Source organism: Micromonospora sp. KC721, from assembly GCF_004348355.1.
Taxonomy (GTDB): domain Bacteria; phylum Actinomycetota; class Actinomycetes; order Mycobacteriales; family Micromonosporaceae; genus Micromonospora.
Map to the genome: position 1 here is coordinate 41,589 of NZ_SMJY01000010.1, position 17,647 is coordinate 59,235.

At 72.5% G+C, this 17,647-nt stretch carries 16 protein-coding genes; 9 read left to right on the forward strand and 7 right to left on the reverse strand.

What is annotated here, in order from left to right; genetic code table 11:
* The first annotated feature begins 47 nt into the window (after window positions 1–47).
* On the forward strand, window positions 48–1,043 hold the full coding sequence (locus E1182_RS03605; RefSeq protein WP_165942494.1) for a hypothetical protein: 996 nt from the start codon (window positions 48–50) through the stop codon (window positions 1,041–1,043).
* 168 nt (window positions 1,044–1,211) lie between these two features.
* On the opposite strand, the gene E1182_RS32795 is transcribed toward E1182_RS03605, so the two are convergent.
* The 4 genes from E1182_RS32795 to E1182_RS03625 are packed head-to-tail and all read right to left on the reverse strand — an operon-like array spanning window position 1,212 to window position 6,108.
* Entirely contained in the window at window positions 1,212–3,182 is a 1,971-nt protein-coding gene (locus E1182_RS32795; protein ID WP_132261177.1) for a DUF2264 domain-containing protein, read from the reverse strand.
* Window positions 3,169–5,067: a heparinase II/III family protein gene (locus E1182_RS03615; RefSeq protein ID WP_243706010.1), complete on the reverse strand. Its 1,899-nt coding sequence runs from the start codon at window positions 5,065–5,067 to the stop codon at window positions 3,169–3,171. Before E1182_RS03615 ends, E1182_RS32795 begins: the two co-directional genes overlap by 14 nt.
* Window positions 5,060–5,836 (reverse strand): sugar phosphate isomerase/epimerase, encoded by a 777-nt coding sequence (locus E1182_RS03620; protein WP_207921252.1) that lies wholly within the window; start codon window positions 5,834–5,836, stop codon window positions 5,060–5,062. Before E1182_RS03620 ends, E1182_RS03615 begins: the two co-directional genes overlap by 8 nt.
* 53 nt (window positions 5,837–5,889) lie before the next feature.
* Complete coding sequence (locus tag E1182_RS03625; protein ID WP_132261179.1) at window positions 5,890–6,108, reverse strand: hypothetical protein; 219 nt, start codon at window positions 6,106–6,108, stop codon at window positions 5,890–5,892.
* 159 nt (window positions 6,109–6,267) lie between these two features.
* Between E1182_RS03625 and E1182_RS03630 the strand changes: the two genes are divergently transcribed.
* The 6 genes from E1182_RS03630 to E1182_RS03655 all read left to right on the forward strand — a co-directional run bounded on the left by E1182_RS03630 (window position 6,268) and on the right by E1182_RS03655 (window position 12,682).
* Window positions 6,268–7,947, forward strand: a complete 1,680-nt coding sequence (locus E1182_RS03630; RefSeq protein WP_132261180.1) for an extracellular solute-binding protein — start codon at window positions 6,268–6,270, stop codon at window positions 7,945–7,947.
* Window positions 7,944–8,969, forward strand: a complete 1,026-nt coding sequence (locus E1182_RS03635) for a sugar ABC transporter permease (protein WP_132261181.1) — start codon at window positions 7,944–7,946, stop codon at window positions 8,967–8,969. The genes E1182_RS03630 and E1182_RS03635 overlap by 4 nt, the downstream gene beginning before the upstream one ends.
* Window positions 8,966–9,889: a carbohydrate ABC transporter permease gene (locus E1182_RS03640; RefSeq protein WP_132261182.1), complete on the forward strand. Its 924-nt coding sequence runs from the start codon at window positions 8,966–8,968 to the stop codon at window positions 9,887–9,889. The genes E1182_RS03635 and E1182_RS03640 overlap by 4 nt, the downstream gene beginning before the upstream one ends.
* 56 nt (window positions 9,890–9,945) lie before the next feature.
* Complete coding sequence (locus E1182_RS03645) at window positions 9,946–10,923, forward strand: aldo/keto reductase (protein WP_132261183.1); 978 nt, start codon at window positions 9,946–9,948, stop codon at window positions 10,921–10,923.
* 97 nt (window positions 10,924–11,020) lie between these two features.
* Window positions 11,021–11,860, forward strand: a complete 840-nt coding sequence (locus E1182_RS03650) for a fumarylacetoacetate hydrolase family protein (RefSeq protein WP_132261184.1) — start codon at window positions 11,021–11,023, stop codon at window positions 11,858–11,860.
* Between the two features lie 66 nt (window positions 11,861–11,926).
* The gene (locus E1182_RS03655) at window positions 11,927–12,682 is read left to right on the forward strand and encodes an SDR family NAD(P)-dependent oxidoreductase (RefSeq protein WP_132261185.1); all 756 of its coding nucleotides are present in this window, start codon (window positions 11,927–11,929) and stop codon (window positions 12,680–12,682) included.
* A 12-nt stretch (window positions 12,683–12,694) separates the two neighbouring features.
* Here the strand turns inward: E1182_RS03655 and E1182_RS03660 are convergent, their stop codons facing one another.
* Window positions 12,695–13,669, reverse strand: a complete 975-nt coding sequence (locus tag E1182_RS03660) for a hypothetical protein (RefSeq protein WP_132261186.1) — start codon at window positions 13,667–13,669, stop codon at window positions 12,695–12,697.
* Window positions 13,670–13,877: 208 nt separating this feature from the next.
* Here E1182_RS03660 and E1182_RS03665 point away from each other — a divergent pair, with 208 nt between their 5' ends.
* Window positions 13,878–14,102 (forward strand): hypothetical protein, encoded by a 225-nt coding sequence (locus tag E1182_RS03665; protein ID WP_132261187.1) that lies wholly within the window; start codon window positions 13,878–13,880, stop codon window positions 14,100–14,102.
* A 51-nt stretch (window positions 14,103–14,153) separates the two neighbouring features.
* Window positions 14,154–14,756, forward strand: coding sequence for a DUF1349 domain-containing protein (locus E1182_RS03670; protein ID WP_132261188.1), 603 nt, complete (start codon window positions 14,154–14,156; stop codon window positions 14,754–14,756).
* Window positions 14,757–14,849: 93 nt separating this feature from the next.
* Here the strand turns inward: E1182_RS03670 and E1182_RS03675 are convergent, their stop codons facing one another.
* Both E1182_RS03675 and E1182_RS03680 read right to left on the reverse strand, forming a co-directional pair.
* Window positions 14,850–15,953 (reverse strand): CaiB/BaiF CoA-transferase family protein, encoded by a 1,104-nt coding sequence (locus E1182_RS03675; protein WP_132261198.1) that lies wholly within the window; start codon window positions 15,951–15,953, stop codon window positions 14,850–14,852.
* Between the two features lie 329 nt (window positions 15,954–16,282).
* A partial coding sequence (locus tag E1182_RS03680; RefSeq protein WP_132261189.1) for a family 43 glycosylhydrolase occupies window positions 16,283–17,647 on the reverse strand: 1,365 nt, incomplete at its 5' end.

A 17,647-nucleotide genomic window follows, 5' to 3' on the forward strand; every position in this document is an offset into this window, starting at 1 on the left:
AGCCGGGTGCCGCAGTGGTCCTCACCGAGTGACCCGCAAGTGGCCCGTTGCGCGGCACCTGCCGCTTGCATTCTCGACAGGTGCCACCGCGGCTCCGCGCGGGCGGCACCTGTCGAGAGGAGAGCACCATGCGCCGATCACTTCCGGTGCTTCTGTCCGTCGTACTGTCCACCGTGGCCGTGGTGGGTCTGCATTCCTCCGCCGCGACGGCCACGCCCGCCGCGGCGGATGCCACCGGGCGGGCCGCCGCGGCCTCGTCCGGGACGGTGGTGCACAGGTGGTTCACCGGCACGCTGGCCGCCGGGGCGACGACGAACGGTCGCTGGCGGAACGTCGTGACGGACCATGCCTTCCACGTCAGCCTCTCACCGGTCGGTGCGAGCACCTCGAACGCCTGCCGTTTCAAGGTCACCCGGGTCTGGAACGAGCAGCGTCCGGAGGGAAACAAAGACTTCTGGTACACCATCCAGAACATCGGTTCCATCGCCTGCGCGGCGAACGTCATGGTGTACATGATTCCTGGCGCGATCGTCAGGTCGACCGGCGGCATCGCGCCCGGCGGAACCAAGCAGTTCGTGGAAAGCGCCGTTGACGACTGGAAAATCTACCGGCTGGGCCTGTTGCCCTCCGGGTCCACGAGTAGCGATCCGTGCAAGCTGGAAGTCACTCGCGTCCGGTACACGCACCGCTTCCAGGGCGATGTCGCGACGGTCTTCGACGTGGCCTACGAGGTGAAGAATGTCGGCAGCATCACCTGCCAGGGTGATGTCGTGCTCGGCTCGACTCCGATCGAACACTCCTGGTCGATCGGCGCACTCGCCCCCAATTCACAGCGTACCGAGCACTGGAACAACGCTCCCGCGGCGACCGCGTTCGTGCCGGGGGTGCAGCCGGACCTCGGCTGCGAACTGGAACTGACCGGTTCCCACGACCTTCAGCTGATCGACAGCAGCAACGGCACCGCCGAACGGGAGGTCCACCTCACCGCCAAGAACGTCGACACGAAGACCTGCGACGGGAAATACACCCTCGCCTCCATCTGAGCACAACCCGTTGCGTGGCCCGGCGACCTCGCCGGGCCACCGCCCGTGGCGCGCGACGTCTGACCCGACCCGACGGTGAAACGGTCCGCACCTTGCGCTGGGCGACGCTTCCGCCCCGCGCTGATCAGGCTGTTGTCGGCTTCCGCGTCGGCTGAGGTGATCGCGGTCCTAACGATGGTCCCGTGTGGGGGGCGCCGGCAGGGACAGGGTCGACGTCAGGCCGTCCGGCCAGCGGACCGTGACCGTGTCCGCCGCCCCGTCCGGGCGTACCGTCACGGTGGGTAGCGCGTGCTGCGCCGCGTCCGCCCCCCGCAGGACGACCGCCGCCACGTACACCCCGCCCACGCGGGGCGGCTGCGTGGTGTGCAGCAGCGGCACCGCCACGTGCTCGCCGAGCGGGCAGGTGTGCCGCTCCCGGCGTACCTCGGCGGTGTCCAGCCCGACCAACCCCACCAGACAGGACACCAGCGGGCCGGCGGCCACCTCGACCCCCGGGAGGTCGGCGGGCGTACGGGCCTCGGGCGGCGCGTCACCGGCCACCGGCCAACCGCTGAACTCCAGCCGGGTCGCGGCGTCCAGCCCGACCGTCGAGTCGACCCGGACCGCCCGTACCTCCACCGCGCCGCGCAGCAGCGACCCCATGGTCAGCGTCGGACCGTGCCGCACCGCTCCTCGGCGGCCCGAGCCGTGGTCCGGACCGTGGTCGTCCTCCGTCGCGACCCAGTGCGCCCGGGCCCGCGACACGGCCCGACCCACGCCGTCCACCAGCTCACAGCCCAGCGCCTCGAAACCGTTGCGATGGGTGCGCCGACCCGCCCCGTCCACCACCGTCACCGAGTTGTCCGACGGGTCGCCGACCGCCGCCCCGACCAGCGGCGGCAGGGTGGCCGTCGAGTAGCCCAGTCGGGCGTACAACGGCGAGTCCGCCCGCTCGTCGTGCGGCACCGAATGGTCCGTGCCGTGGTTGACGATCCGCACCAGACCGTCGCGGCGGGTGCCGCTGACCAACCAGCCGGGCACCGGCAGTGCGGCGGCCACGTCGTCGCGTTCGACCGGCAGCGGCCCCTCGGCCTCCGTCCAGACCGGATGGTCGGCGGGCAGGGCCAGACCGAGCATCCCCTTGGCCGCCCAGTACGGCGAGCCGGGGCCGGAGTAGGACTGCGCCATCGCCGGCCACTCGCGGTGCCAGCCGAGCGTCAGCAACCCTCGCTCGTCCGGCACCCCGTTGGCCTCGAAGTGCGCCAGAATGCCGCTGCACGCGCGCCGGAGCACCCCGGGGGCCAGATCGCTGGTGCCGGTCATCGCGCCCACCCAGAACGGTGCGGCGGCGGCGAACCGGTAGCTGAGGCTGCGGCCCTGCAACAGCGGGGAGCCGTCCGCGCCGATCAGGGACACCGCGTCGTCGAGGAACCGGGCGAGCCGGGTGCGCCAGGAGCGGCGCAGCTCCTCTGGGCAGAACTCGCCGGCCAGCTCCGCCCAGAGCAGCGGGTAGACGTGCAGCGCCCACCCGCCGTAGTGGTCGTAGGCCCGCTCGGGTCCGTCGCTGTACCACCCGTGGGCACGGTACAGCGACTCGTGGACCCGTAGCCCGCGCTCCACGTCGTCGGCCGACCACGGGCCACCCACCGAACGCAGGAACGTCTCGACGACGATCTGGAACCACACCCAGTTGATCGGCGGGTACTCCTGTCCGACCACGGTGCCGAGCCAGGCCACGATCCGCTCGCGGTCACCGGGCGTCAGCAGATCCCACAGCCATGGCCGGCTCAGGTGCAGGCCCAGCGCGATCGAGCAGGCCTCGACCTTCGCCTGGTCGAGCCGGTCCGGACGCGGCCACGCGGTCGGCGAGGAGGGATCGGTGCCGGCCCGCAGCCCGTCGGCGTACCACTGGGCCAGTCCGTGCGGATCCGCGCCCGACTCGCCGCGCAGGCGGATCGCGGCCAGCAGGAACGACCGGGCGAACGCCTCCAGCGAGTCGCTGTCCCGGCCGTACGCGCTGGCGTGCCCCGGCAGGTCGATGCGCGCGTGGTCGACCGAGGCGTACGGCCGCAGGGCCAGCAGCATCCGGTCCGCCGAGGCGGCCCAGTGCGCCCGGGTGTAGCCGGTGAACGGGGACAGCCGCCGGTCATCGACGGTCATGCTGGCCTCCCGAGGCGGTCAGGGTGAACGAGCCGGCGGCCGCTGCCGGCGGTACGAGGACCAGCCGGTGGACGGCCGCACCCCAGACACCGCACAGCAGCGGATCGTCCACGACGTGCCGTTCGAGCCGGCCGGCACCGGCGTGCGGATCCCACGCCAGGGTGAGCACGCGCCCACCGAGGGAGCGGATGGCCAGCTCCCCGGCCTGGTGGGCGAGCGGCTCGCCGGCGATCACGTGGTGCAGTCGGACGTCGGCCGGGTCGTCGACCTGCCAGGTGTCGGTCACGGCGACCGTCCCCGTACGCCGGTCGACGCGTACCTGCCGCTGCCACGACCGGCAGCCGGCCTCCGGGGCGTACGCGCCGGCGAGGTCGAGCCGGGCGGTGTCGCCGTCCGGGCCGAGGTCGACGGTCATCGCCACGGCCCGGAACCCCGGCCCCGGGGACTGCCCGTGGCCGTTGACGACCGGCAGGTTGTGCCACTGGCTCTGGGTGACCCACTGCTCGTACCGCCGGGCGGTGAAGGAGATCGCCGTGTAGGTCGGCTGCCCGAGGTCGACCAGCACGGGCGCCCCGTCGAGCGCCACCAGGTAGGAGCCCACGTCGTTGTGGTTGTGGTTCTCGTCGTTGTGCCCGCCCTTGACCGCCACGCACAGCCCTCGGGTGGCGCCGGGGTGCTCGCGGCTGACCAGCACCTCGACCTCGGGCAGCCAGGACGTCGCGGGCAACGGCGCGGCAGCCGGCGACTGGGCGGCCCACGACCCGTCGGCGAGCCCGAGCACGGCCCTGCCCAGCCCGGCGTCGGCCGTCACCGCCGGCGTACCCGGGACGCGGTGGCTCGCCGCGTGCGCGACGACCTGTTGGTCGCCGGTGGCCCGACCCCACCGGTGCACCACGTGCCACGCCTGCCCGGCGTCGGGGCGGGCCGGGCCGTCGCCGACGTTGACGTACCACCCGTCGCCGAGCGCCATCCGGTGCGGGTACCGGGCCAGCTCGGGCAGGGGCGGCCAGTGCCACGGGTCCAGTAGCCCGTCGGTGGCCCGGTCGAGCAGGTCGAGGGCCTCGGCGAGCCGGGCCGGCCCGTTCCACCAGTAGGCGTACCCCTCGTCGCAGCCGCCGTCGGCGGGCAGGGCGGTGAGGTACCGGTCGAGGCCGTCGACGACGAGGTCGACCACCCGAGCCCGTACCGGTGCGTCGTCGACCAGGAACAGGGCGGTCGCGAGGAGGTGACCGTGGATCCACGGGTTCCAGTTGTGCAGGTGCCCGTCCAGGCCGAGCCAGTGCCACTCCCGGCTGCCCAGGAACGGCTCGACCACCCGCAACCGGGCCTCCCGACGCATCCGGTCGCGCAGTCCGGGCACCCGGGCGTCGAGGCCCGGCGCCAGCAGCAGGTCGGCCCAGGCCAGCACGGCGACCGTCTCGGCGGCGCCGAGGTCGAGGTAGGGGTGGTCGAGGTCGGGCACCACCTGCCCGCGCTCGGCGGCGAAGGTGTCGTGCGCCGCCCAGCACCAGGTGGTCTGCTCGCAGAGCGCCAGCAGGCCGTCCGCCGCCTCGTCCAGGTACGGCTGCCCGGCGAGCGCGGCGGCCAGCACCGCCACGGAGGTACGCCGGCGCAGCTCGCCGGCCGGCTCCTCGTAGGCGGTGCGGTTGCCGTCGCGCCAGTAGCGCGCGTAGTCGGACAGCCGCAGTTGCGGCCACGGCTCGCGTCGGTCCCTGTCGGCCCGCTCGATGATCGCGTGAACGGTCACCTCGTCCACCTGGGACCAGGCCCGCCGGTCACCGGGCGGGGGCAGCCCGATGGCCTTGCGCCCCCGGGCGAGGGCAGCTTCCCGGGCATCGGCGCCGAGCAGTTCCCAGCGGCGGGCGAGCAACCCCCGGTCAGCCACGGTCGTCCTCCCCGATGAGGCGGGTGAGGGTCGCCGCCTCGTCGGCGACGCGGTCGGCGTCGTCGTCGACCACGAACTCCAGCAGGGTGTCGTGCTGGCGTCCGGTTCCACGCAGCAGGGTGAACACGTCGCGCCAGAGCCGGTCGCGGGCCGCCAGCGGCAGGCGTTCCTGCCGGGGCCACCAGGAGAACACGTGCACCGTGTCGACCCAGGGCAGCACCTGCCGCAGGTCGTCGAGGGCGTCGGCGTCGGCGAGCCCCACGTTCGGCTGCCAGTACGTGCGCACGCCGGGATGCCCGACGTCGGCGAGCAGGTCCAGCGTCGACCCGACGGTGTCGGTCAGTGTGCCGGAGTGGTACTCGAAGGCCAGCTCGATCCCGGCGTCGCTGGCCTGCCGTGCCGCGGCCCGGGTCTCGTGGACCACCGCCCGGCGCTGCTCGACGGTGGCCGCCGCGGAGCCGACGGTGCCGGCCCAGATCCGGATCCGCGGGGCGCCGAGCGCGACCGCGCTGGACAGCACGGCGGTGAAGTCCTCGGCGGTGTGCGGGCCGGCGCGGAAGTAGGAGCCGTAGGAGGCGACCCGGATGCCCCGGTCGAGGCCCTCGGCGCGTACCCGGGCCGCCGTCACGCGGTCACCCGGCGGGACGTGCACGTCGGCTCCCCACTCGACGCAGGACAGCCGGGCGGCGGCGGTGACGTCCAGCACCGCCGACGCGGGCAGGTGTCGCAGGGTCACCGAGCAGATGCCGGGGGACAGGGGCCGGTTCACTGGTGGCACGCTCGCCCTCTCGACAGACGGGGTGGGGTAAGCGCTTTCCGACCCTAGGTCAACCGGCGGCACGGAGCAAGGGACCGCGCGTCGGCCGTGGTGCCGTACACCACCCAACGATCCCGCCACCGCACCACCGTGGGGTCCTTGACCGACACCACGGGGTGCGCCGCGGCCGGCTGGGGGCCGATCAGCACCTCACTGCGGCGCCAGGTCAGCCCGGCCCGGGAGGTGAGGGACCGGTCGGTGGTCGTCGATCTCCCGGGGGTCATGTGTCGAGCCTCCTCGTCGCCACGGCATCTGCCTCGGCTCAGGGTCCTCGGCCCCTTGTGGGAGCCTTCGATCGTCCCTTAGTTTGTTTGGTATCCAGACCAACTACTCACTCTAGCCGTGTGCGTCCTCTCGACACCGCCCTTCTCGAAGGGGAACCGATGACATCTCCGAACTCCGGCGCGGGAGCCTCGCGCCGTTCCTTCCTCGGCCTCGCGAGCCTGGGCGCGGCGGCGGTCGCCGGTGGTCCGCTGCTGGCCGGGTGCAGCGAGAAACCCGCCGGTTCCGGCGCCGCGCAGAACCTGGACAAGTTCGCCGACCTCCTGCCGGCGCGGAAGGATCTGGCGTTGAACCTCACGCCGGACGTCAAGGGCACCCGCCCCGTCCCGGACGGATACACGAAGTACCCCGGGACGCTGGTCGACGCGATCACCGACAAGCCGGGCACCAGCGGAGCGCAGGTCACCGCGATGACCCCGGCCTGGGGGCCGGCCCCGCCCGGGGTCGCCCAGAGCGCCTACCTGCAGGCGGTGAACGCGGAACTGGGTACGCCGGTGAACTTCACCGTCCAGGACGGCACCACCTACGCCGACAAGCTCAACGCCATGCTCGGTGCCCGGGACGTGCCCGATCTGCTCTGCGTGCCGGGCTGGGAGGTGGAGAAGATCCCGCGCTTCTCCGAGGCGGCCAAGGCCATCTTCGAGGACCTCACCGACCACCTCAAGGGTGACGCCGTCAACGCGTACCCCATGCTGGCCACCTTCCCGACCGGGGCGTGGCGCCACGCGATCTGGAACGAACGGCTGATGGCCGTGCCCAACCCCACCGACGGGCCGTTCCCCTGGGCACTGTTCGCCCGCAAGGACATGCTCGACGATCGGGGCCTGGCCATCCCGAAGAACCTCGACGAACTGCTCACCATGGCCAAGCAGGTCACCGACCCGGCCAAGAAGGTGTGGGCGTTCAGCGACATCTTCGCCATGATCCAGATGTTCCACAAGGCGCCCGGTTCCAAGGGCGGGTGGCGGCTGAAGTCCGACGGGACGCCGGAGTTCAAGTACGAGACCCCGGAGTTCCGGCAGGCACTGGAGGTGATGGCCAAGATCTACAAGGACGGTCTGGTCCACCCCGATCTCGTCGCCAGCAAGGGCGCGGACGCCGGCCAGCTGTTCGCGAAGAGTGGCCAGGTCGTCTTCCACCAGACCGGCACCGGCTTCTGGCAGGGCGCCCAGGCCGAGCACCAGAAGGTCAACGCCAAGCTCAACATCCAGGCGGTGCCGATCTTCTCCGCCACCGGCGGCGACCCCCTCGTCTGGGGCGACGACGAGCCGATCTCCTACACCTTCGTCAAGAAGGGCCTCGGCAAGGACCGGGTTGAGGAACTGCTGCGGATCATCAACTGGTGCTCCGCGCCGCTGGGCACCCAGGAGGCGCAGCTGCGCGACTACGGGGTGGAGGGCAAGCACCACACCCGGACGCCGAACGGGCCGTCCAAAACCGATCTGGCGTTCAAGGAGATCGCCAACCAGTACTTCTTCATCAGCGGCCGCAACCCCACCATCGGGCCGTACCCCGACACCCCCAACTACGTCCAGGACCTCCTGACGTACTCCAACGACATGGTCAAGTACCTGGAGAAGGACCCCTGGGACGGGGTGAAGCTGGAAATGCCGGCCACGTACAAGGCCAACCAGGTGCCGGTCGAGGACAAGTTCACCGACGTCCTGCGCGGGCGCCGGCCGCTGTCCGACGTCGACGCCATCGTGGCGGAGTGGAAGGCCAACGGGGGTGAGGAGGCGAGGCGACTGCTCGCCCAGTCGCTGCCCAAGGCCGCCCGATGACCACACGCAACACCACCGTCGCGGCCGGGTCCGACCGGACCCGGCCCGACGCGTCGACCACGCCGGTGCCGGCCCCCCGCCGCACCGGCCGCCGCCTGTCGCTGCGGGCCCGGCTGCGCCGCGACTGGCAGCTGCTGGCCATGGTCGCGCCCGGCTTCGTGATCCTGCTGGTCTTCAGCTACGTGCCGATCCTCGGCAATGTCATCGCCTTCCAGGACTACAACCCCTACCTCGGGGACAACCCCCTCCAGGCGTTCGTCAACAGCAACTGGATCGGGTTCGGGCAGTTTCAGCTGCTCTTCGAGGACCCGGCGTTCTGGGACGCGTTCCGCAACACCCTGGCGATCACCGCGTTCCAGTTGGTCTTCTTCTTTCCGCTGCCGATCGTCCTGGCGATCATGCTGCACAACCTGCTCTCCAGCCGGCTGCGCGGCTTCATCCAGACCGTCGTGTACCTGCCGCACTTCTTCAGCTGGGTGCTGGTCGTCAGCTTCTTCGTCGCCATGCTCGGTGGCGCCGGTCTGCTGGCCCAGACCATGCGCGAGGCCGGGATGCAGCCGTGGAACATCATGACCAACCCGGACACGTTCATCATCCTGGTCACCGCCGAGGCGGTGTGGAAGGACATCGGCTGGGGCACCATCGTGTTCCTCGCCGCCCTCTCCACCATCGACCAGAACCTCTACGAGGCCGCGGCGGCCGACGGTGCCGGGCGGTGGCGGCGGCTGTGGCACATCACCCTGCCCGGCCTGCGGCCGGTGATCGTGCTGCTGCTCATCCTGCGTCTGGGCGACGCGCTCTCCGTCGGCTTCGAGCAGTTCCTCCTGCAGCGCGACGCCGTCGGCCGGCAGGCGTCGGAGGTGCTCGACACCTTCGTGTACCACTTCTCCATCGCCACCGGGAACTACGGGTACGGCGCGGCGGCCGGCCTGTTCAAGGCTGCCATCGGGCTCTGCCTGATCCTGGCCGCCAACCGGGTCGCGCACATGCTCGGCGAACGAGGGATCTACTCAAGGTCATGACCGACACCGTCGTGCAGCAGTCACCCACGCGCCGCGGCCGCCGGCCGGTGTGGGAGGAGAACCCGACCGCGATCGGCCAGGGCTTCAAGGCCGTCCTGCTCGGCCTGCTGGTGCTCAGCGTGCTCTTCCCGCTCTGGGTGATCCTGGTGACCAGCCTCTCCTCCCGCGAGACCATAGCCGAGGCCGGCGGCCTCGTGGTCGTCCCCAAGGGCATCGACACCTCCGCGTACGCGACGATCTTCGCCGGTGGGGCGGTCACCCGGGCACTGTGGGTCAGCACCCTGGTCACCGTCATCGGCACCGCCGTGGCGCTGACCGTCACCGTGCTCGCCGCCTACGGCCTGTCCCAACCCCGGTCGCTCGGCTACCGCTGGCTGCTCGCGTACTTCCTGCTGCCGTTCCTGATCTACCCGCCCCTGGTGCCCAGGTACCTCGTGGTGACCGGGCTCGGGCTCAAGGACACCATCTGGGCGCTGATCCTGCCGCCGGCGATCAGCGTGTTCAACCTGGTCGTCGTGCGCGGCTTCTTCCAGGGCATCCCGCAGGAACTGCTCGACAGCGCCCGCATCGACGGCGCCAGCGACTTCCGCACCCTGGCCCGGATCGTGCTGCCGCTGTCCCGTGCGGTGATCGCCGTCGTCGGCCTCTTCTACGCGGTCAGCTACTGGAACGTCTGGTTCGACGCGCTGCTGTTCATGGACCGCAACGACATGTATCCGATCCAGCGGGTACTGCAGAGCTACCTGCTGGCCGGGCAGGCACCGCACACCTCCGGCGGCACCACCGGCGTCACCATGCCTCCCACCGAATCGATCAAGATGGCGGTCGTCGTCCTCACCGTCGCGCCGATCGTCGCCGTCTACCCCTTCATCCAGCGGCACTTCGTCAAGGGAGTCCTGATCGGCGCCGTGAAGGGCTGATCGCCGCTCCCGCGGGCACGGTCCGTGGGAGGACCAGCTCACGACAGGAGGACACCGTGCGGGCCACACAACTGGTGCCGCTGGGGCGCACCGAGGTACGCGTGACCCGGCTCGGTCTGGGACTCGCCCCGATCGGCGGGATGTTCACCAGCGTCGGCGACGAGACGGCCCGGGCCACCGTGGCGGCGGCCTGGCGGCTCGGGCTGCGCTACTTCGACACCGCACCGCTGTACGGCTGCGGACTGTCCGAACGTCGGGCCGGCGCGGTGCTCGCCGGCCGGCCCCGGGCGGAGTTCACCCTGTCCACCAAGGTCGGCCGGCTGCTGGTCCCCGGCGAGGGCCGGGGCCAGGAATTCTGGGCCGAGCCGAGCGGTCTCGTCCCGACGTTCGACTTCTCCGCGGCCGGCGTACGACGCTCGTACGCCGAGAGCCTGGAGCGGCTCGGTCTGGACCGGATCGACATCGCCTACCTGCACGACCCGGACGACCACGTCGGCGAGGCGATCACCGAGGCGTACCCGGAGCTGGCGCGGCTGCGCGCGGCCGGTGAGATCGGCGCGGTCGGCGCGGGCATGAACCAGGCGCCGGTGCTGACCGACCTGGTCCGGGCCGTCGACCTCGACTGCGTCATGCTGGCCGGGCGGTACACCCTGCTCGACCAGTCCGGGCTGGACACCCTGCTGCCACTGTGCCGGGACCGGGGCGTGGCGGTGATCGCCGCGGGCGTCTACAACTCGGGTCTGCTCGCCGACCCGCGACCCGGCGCCCCCTACGACTACGCTCCCGCCGACCGGGCACTGCTCGAGCGGGCCAGCGCGGTCCGCGCGGTCTGTGACCGGTACGGGGTGCCGTTGCGGGCCGCGGCGATCCAGTTCCCCCTCGGGCATCCGGCGGTCACCGGTGTGGTGGTCGGTGCCCGTGACCCGGATCAGGTCGCGGACAACCTCGCGATGTTCGAGTGGGACATCCCCGGTGAACTCTGGGCCGACCTCAAACGGGTTGGTCTCCTGCCGGAGGAGGTGCCTACTCTATGATCATCGACGGCCACCATCTGGCGCGGCTCCCCGCCGACGAGCCGTCGGCCCGGCTGGGCCGCACCGCCGTCCGTGCCCGTCCACTGGAGGTTGGTTCGTGAGACTGATGCGGGTGGGCCCGGTGGGCGCGGAGCGCCCGGTCCTGTGGGCCGAGGGCCGCCATCTGGATCTGACCCCGGTCACCGACGACATCGGCCCGGCGTTCTTCGCCGCCGACGGACTGCGCCGCGTCGCCGAGGCCACCGACCTGCCGGAGATCGACATCACCGGCCAGCGGATCGGGTCGCCGATCGCCCGGCCGGGGGTGATCCTCTGTGTGGGACAGAACTACGCCGCGCACGCCGCCGAGTCGGGGGCGCCGCCACCGGTCACCCCCATCGTCTTCTACAAGGCCCCCAACACGGTGGTCGGCCCGTACGACGACGTGCTCATCCCTCGCGGCTCGGTCAAGACCGACTGGGAGGTGGAACTCGGCGTGGTGATCGGCCGCCGGGCCCGCTACCTCTCCTCGCCGGCGGAGGCCCTCGCCCACGTCGCCGGTTTCGTCTGCGCCAACGACGTCTCCGAACGCGACTTCCAGCTCGACCACTCCGGCGGTCAGTGGTCCAAGGGCAAGTCCTGCGAGACCTTCCAACCCCTCGGGCCGTGGCTGGTGACCCCCGACGAGGTCGCCGACCCGCAGGCGCTGGGCCTGCGGTCCTGGGTCAACGGCGAGCCCCGGCAGGACTGGACCACCGCGGACATGGTCTTCGAGGTGGCCCACCTCGTCTGGCACCTGTCGCAGTACACCGTCCTGGACCCGGGCGACCTGCTCAACACCGGCACCCCGCCGGGGGTGGCCCTGTCCGGGCGCTTCCCCTACCTGCGACCGGGTGACGTCATGGAGGTCGAGGTCGACGGTCTCGGCCGGCAGCGCAGCACGCTGCGGAGCGCCTGATGGCCGCCGCCGAGCCCGGCCCGGCCCGGCGTCGGCCGGGACCGTCGGCGCGCAAGGAGGACGAGCGTGCGGTGTGACGGGCTGGTCGCGGTGGTCACCGGTGGCGGTTCCGGGATCGGCCGCGCCTGCACCGAGGCGCTGCTGGCCGCCGGTGCCCGGGTCGGGGTGCTGGACCTGGACCCGTCCGCGGCGCCACGTGACCCGGGGGTCCACCCGGTGCGCGCCGACGTCGCCGACCGGGCGGCGGTCACCGCCGCTGTGGACGCGGTGGCGGAGGCTTTCGGCGGCCTGGACATCGTGATCAACAACGCCGGCATCTCGGCGGTTGGCACCATCGAGGAGAACGACGACGAGCAGTGGGCGCGCGTCCTGGACGTCAACGTCACCGGGGTGGCCCGCACCACCACCGCGGCGCTGCGGTACCTGCGCCGCTCCTCGCACCCCGCGATCGTCAACGTCTCGTCCGTCGCCGCCGCCGCCGGGTTGCCCCGCCGCGCCCTCTACTCCGCCTCCAAGGGTGCCGTCCACGCGCTGACCCTGGCGATGGCCGCCGACCTGGTGGGCGAGGGTATCCGGGTCAACTGCGTGGCCCCCGGCACCGTGGACACCCCCTGGGTGGCGCGGCTGCTCGCCGCTGCCCCCGACCCCCAGGCCGAACGAGGGCGGCTCGCCGCCCGCCAACCCACCGGCCGGCTGGTCACCGCCGGAGAGGTGGCGGCGGCCGTGGTCTACCTCGCCTCGCCGGCGGCCGGCGCGGTCACCGGGACGGCGCTGGCCGTCGACGGCGGGTTGGCGGGCCTGCGGATGCCGGCCCGCCACTGACCGGCATCGGGATCACCCGTCGATACTGCCGAAGAAGATCTCGTGCCCCGGGCCCCGGACGAAGACGACGGAACCGGCGGCGGCCAGCGGCGCGGAGGTGGCCCGAGGAGCCCCGGCCACGACACGCCAGGCGGACCAGGCTTCGGCCGGCACGTCGTAGCGGATGGTGTGCAGCAGGTCACCGCGGGCGCGGACCGTCAGGTAAAGGGTGCCGTCGTGGGCGCTGGAGGTCGGTGCGGACGCCGTCGCCGGGGTGCCCGGGACGGTCGTCCAGGAGGCCCAGTTCCCGGCGTCCAGGGTGTAGCGGGTGACCCGGAGCGTGTCCCCGCTGCCGCGCACCGCCAGGTGCAGGTGACCGTAGAGAACGGCGGCGGTGGGAGCGGACGTCGCCTGCGGCACGCCGGGCACGGTGCCCCAGCCGGACCAGGAGTCGGTCGTCAACGTGTAGCGGACGGTGCGCAGCGTGCCGCCGGCGCCCTGGACGAACACGTGCAGATCGCCGCCGTAGACGGCGGTCGCGGGCGCTGACTCCGCTCCCGCCGAGCCGGGCACCGTCACCCAACCCGACCAGGTGCCGGTCATCAGGTTGTACCGGATGGCACGGACGTGACCGGTGGCGGTGCGGACGAAGACGCGCAGATCGCCGCCGTACACCACGGCCGACGGTGCGTCCCTCGCCACCGGCCAGCCCGGGACCTGCGTCCAGTCCGACCAGGTCTGGGTGGTCAGCGAGTAGCGGATCGTCCGGACGTGACCCCGGCTCGTGGTGGTGAACAGCCAGCGGTCGCCGCCATAGACCGTTGTCGCAGGCGCAGTCCCGGGACGGGCGGGCCCCGGCACCAGTGACCAGGGCTCCGCCGATGCGGCCCGGCGCGGCCCGTCAGCCGCGCGGGCGGACGCGGCAGGCCCGGCGACACCGCCGAGAAGAAGGACGACAACGAGTGCGAGCACGCGGTGCAGCGGTCTCGCTGACGGGGTGCCGGGCATCTGGGCTCCCTGGTGTAGTGGGGCGGGGGACGGTGACGCTGCGTCCCTCCGAGGCTTCCACGCCGGCCCTCACCGTGCTGCCCCGTGCGTAAAGACGCAACTCGTGCTGAGCCGTGTACGTCGTGGCGCCGCCCGGGTTGCCGTATCGTGCCCGTACCGTTGCCGGCACGCCCCCGGACGGCTCCCGATCGGCTGGTACGGTCGCCAGGTGATCGTCGAAGAACACTGGTGGAATGGGGACGCCACGCCTCGGGGGCGCCGTGATGTGTACATCCGTACCGACGGGCGACGCTGGGAGGTCCAGGCGCAGATCGGTGGCGCGCAGGGCCGTTCCGAGGTGATGGAGTGCGGCAGCCGCAGCTCGGCGAGCATCCTCGCCGACTCGTGGCGGGCCGGCGGACAGGGCTGGCGCGAGCTGCGCCGCTCGGCGTAGGGTACGCGCCGCGGGCGGCACGGCCGTACCGTCGCCGAAGGGGAGGATCGGATGACCGTCGACCTCGCTGGGCTGCCACCGCTGGCCTGGGTGCCGCGCGACGGCGAGGGCGCCTACCACGCAGAACGCGGTGAGCTGCTGCTCGTGGCGGACGCCGGCGTCGACTGGACAAACGACTCCCTGGGCGGTGGGCGGCAGCACCGGGCCGCCGCGCTGAGCTTCCCGGCTCCCGCCGAGTTCAACCTCGTCGCGCGGATCCGCGTGGACCCGCCGCGGACGACGTTCGACGCGGGCGCGCTGGCCGTCTGGGTCGACGAGGACCACTGGGCGAAGGTCTGTTTCGAGTGGTCGCCGGCGGGCCAGGCCATGGTGGTCAGCGTCGTGACGAACGACTGGTCCGACGACTGCAACTCCAGCGTGGTGACGGCGGCCGAGGTGTGGCTGCGGATCACCCGGACGGGGCCGGCGTGGGCCTTTCACGCCTCGTCCGACGGCGTCGACTGGCAGTTCGTCCGACTGTTCCGGTTGGCCTCCCGCCAGGACGCCCGCGTGGGCTTCCTGGCCCAGGCCCCGCTCGGTGACCGGTGCGTCGTCCGATTCGACCAGATCCGGCTCACCGGGACGGCACCGGCCGATCTGCGGGACGGTTCCTGACACGCGTGGCACCGCCCGACACCACGCCGGTGGCGAGGCGGATGCGACCCTGCTTGGTGTGCACCTGCGCCAGGTCGGGGCACCGTTTAGCGATCACCACCGTTGCGGCCACCCCGCCAGCACGTCCGCCACGTCCAACAGGTCCCGCTGCGGGTCCGGTGCGGGCCGCGGCACCGCCGCCGGGGTACGCCCGAACCGGGGGGCCGGCGCGGGCTGCAGCTGCTCGCCGACGGTGACGAAGGTGCCCCGGGCGGCGTTGTGCGGATGGCGGTGCGCCTCGGTGGGCGAGAGCACCGGCGCCACGCAGGCGTCGAGGTCGGCAAAGACCTCCTCCCACTCGTCCCGGGTACGTTCGGCGAACCGCTCGGTGAACCGGCGGCGCAGCCGCGGCCAGCCGCTCGGGTCGTACTGGGCGGGCAGGCCCTCGTCGGCCAGGTCGAGGCCAGCCAGCAGCGCCGCGTAGAACGTCGGTTCCAACGCGCCGACGGCGACGAACCTGCCGTCGGCGGTGCGGTAGGTGTCGTAGAACGGTGCCCCACCGTCGAGCAGGTTGCCGCCACGCGACGCGGGCCACGACCCGGCGCCGATCATGCCGTGCAGGAACGCGGTGAGCAGCGCCGACCCGTCGACCATCGCGGCGTCGACGACCTGACCGACGCCGGACCGTTCCCGCTCCAGCAAGGCGGCCAGCACGCCGACGGCGAGCAGCATCCCGCCACCGGCGAAGTCACCGAGCAGGTTCAGCGGGGCGTGTGGGCGTTCCCCGGCACGGCCCAGTGGCTCCAGTGCCCCGGCCAGCGCGATGTAGTCGATGTCGTGCCCGGCCCGGACAGCCCTCGGGCCGTCCTGACCCCATCCGGTCATCCGCGCGTACACCAGGCGGGGGTTACGCTCCCGGCAGGTGTCCGGCCCGACACCGAGCCGCTCGGCCACCCCCGGCCGGTACCCTTCGACCAGCACGTCGGCGCGCTCCACCAGGCGCAGCAGGTCGGTCACCCCGTCGGGGGACCGCAGATCCAGGGCGACGATCCGCCGGCCGCGCTGCAACGGCCCGGTCGCCGGTGGGGCGAGCCGGCCGGCGGCGGGGCCGCCGGGTCGGTCGACGCGGACCACGTCGGCACCGAGGTCGGCCAGCATCATGCAGCCGAACGGTGCCGGCGCGAGACCGGCCAACTCGACGACGCGTACGCCGGCCAGCGGCCCGCCGCGCCGGTCGGTCGCGCCCTCGGCCGGGCGATCGTCCTGATCATTCCGCTGGTTGCCGCAGCCCGGCCCGTCGTCGACCACGATCGCAGTCTGGCCGATCCGCCACCCCACGTCGCCCCCACCCCACCGCCCGCGGAGGCTGATGCGGCGGCCTTACTGGGGGGGTAGACGGGCGTCGAGGAATTTCCGGACGGCCAGCACCCGACGGTTGTCGGTCGGCGACACCGGCAGCTGCAGTTTGCTGACCGGCGGACCGCCCCGGGCGCCCGACGTCCGGGCACCCGGGGCGGTCCGGGCGGGTGCCCGGACGCCGCGGTGGGCTAGCTCAGCAGGAAGACGCTGCCGCGTCCGGCCAGGGCGCCCACCGTCAGCCGTCCGCGTTCGTGCCGCAGGTACGCGCCCGGGTCGGCGGCGAGCTGGACCGCGACGCCGCCCCTGCCCTGGGGCACCCGGCGGAAGCTCGCCGAGGCGGCCTCGGCGCTGCCGGCCGTCACCGGATCGATCCGGACCACGCCGTCGACAACCCGGACGTACCGGTCGGGGAAGTTGACCGACTGAATCGACTCGGTGTCCCCGCCGGCCAGGCCGGGCCCGAACCGGAACTGGCTGTCGGCCAGCTGACGGACTCCGGTGTCCACCCGCAGCACGTACTCGTAGTGGCGCAGGAACGCGTGGGGCGCGTCGGCGGGGGAGAGGCGCACGATCGGGCCGCCCTCGCCGACCGGCACCCCGAACAGCGGGGTGCCGTCGGAGTGCCAGTACAGCTTCTGCACCCGGGTGTGCCGGTTCGGGTCGTACAGCGGGTCGCCGGTGATGTCCCGGTAGTCGCGGGCGTGGTAGACCAGCACGTCGGTCACCCCGTCCTCGGCGACGGTGAACGAGTTGTGCCCGGGCCCGTAGCGCCTGGTCGGTTCGTGGGTGGCGAAGACCGGTTCCGGCGTCTTCACCCACGAGGCGTTGTCGAGCAGGTCCGCCTCGGCGTCGGCGGTCAGCAACCCCATGCAGTAGCGGGAGTCGGTCGCGCTGGCGGAGAAGGTCATGAAGACCCGCCCGTTGCGGATGAGCACGGCCGGGCCCTCGTTGACCGTGAAACCCTGCTTCTCCCAGCTCCGGGTCGGGGTGGCGATGCGCACCGGCTTGGTCCGGATAGACCAGGGGGTGTCCATCTCCGAGATGTACAGGTTCGTGCCGGCCAGCTCCGGTTCGGCCTGCGCCCACACCAGGTACCGGCGGCCCCGGTGAGCGAAGGTCGTCGCGTCCAGGGAGAAGTCCTCCCACTCGGTGGCGATCTGGCCGCGCAGCCGCCAGCCGGCCGGGTCCCGGGGGTCGGCCAGCGCGGACTCCAGCACGTACATGCGGATGCGGAAGACGTTGTCGGAGTCTCCGGCCGCGAAGTAGATGTACCAGCGCCCGTCGATGCGGTGCAGTTCGGGAGCCCAGATGTGCCCGCCCATCTTTCCGCTCGTCGGTCGCCGCCAGATGACCGACTCGGTGGCGGTGGCGAGGCCGGCGATGGTGGGCGCACCCCGCACGACGATCCGGTCGTACTCGGGCACCGAGCCGGTGAAGTAGTACGTGCCCTCCACCGGCAGGGTGACGAACGGGTCGGCCCGCTGCCGGATCAGCGGGTCGACGGTGGTGACGCCGTAGACCTCGGCGTCGGGGCGGACGGGCACCGGCCGGGG

Bases quoted from the DNA above. Each gene is read 5' to 3' on its own strand.
- E1182_RS03640 (WP_132261182.1), top strand. From the start codon at position 8,966: ATGACCGACACCGTCGTGCAGCAGTCACCCACGCGCCGCGGCCGCCGG.
- E1182_RS03670 (WP_132261188.1), top strand. From the start codon at position 14,154: ATGACCGTCGACCTCGCTGGGCTGCCACCGCTGGCCTGGGTGCCGCGC.
- E1182_RS03660 (WP_132261186.1), bottom strand. From the start codon at position 13,669: ATGCCCGGCACCCCGTCAGCGAGACCGCTGCACCGCGTGCTCGCACTC.
- E1182_RS03630 (WP_132261180.1), top strand. From the start codon at position 6,268: ATGACATCTCCGAACTCCGGCGCGGGAGCCTCGCGCCGTTCCTTCCTC.
- E1182_RS03625 (WP_132261179.1), bottom strand. From the start codon at position 6,108: ATGACCCCCGGGAGATCGACGACCACCGACCGGTCCCTCACCTCCCGG.
- E1182_RS32795 (WP_132261177.1), bottom strand. From the start codon at position 3,182: ATGACCGTCGATGACCGGCGGCTGTCCCCGTTCACCGGCTACACCCGG.
- E1182_RS03635 (WP_132261181.1), top strand. From the start codon at position 7,944: ATGACCACACGCAACACCACCGTCGCGGCCGGGTCCGACCGGACCCGG.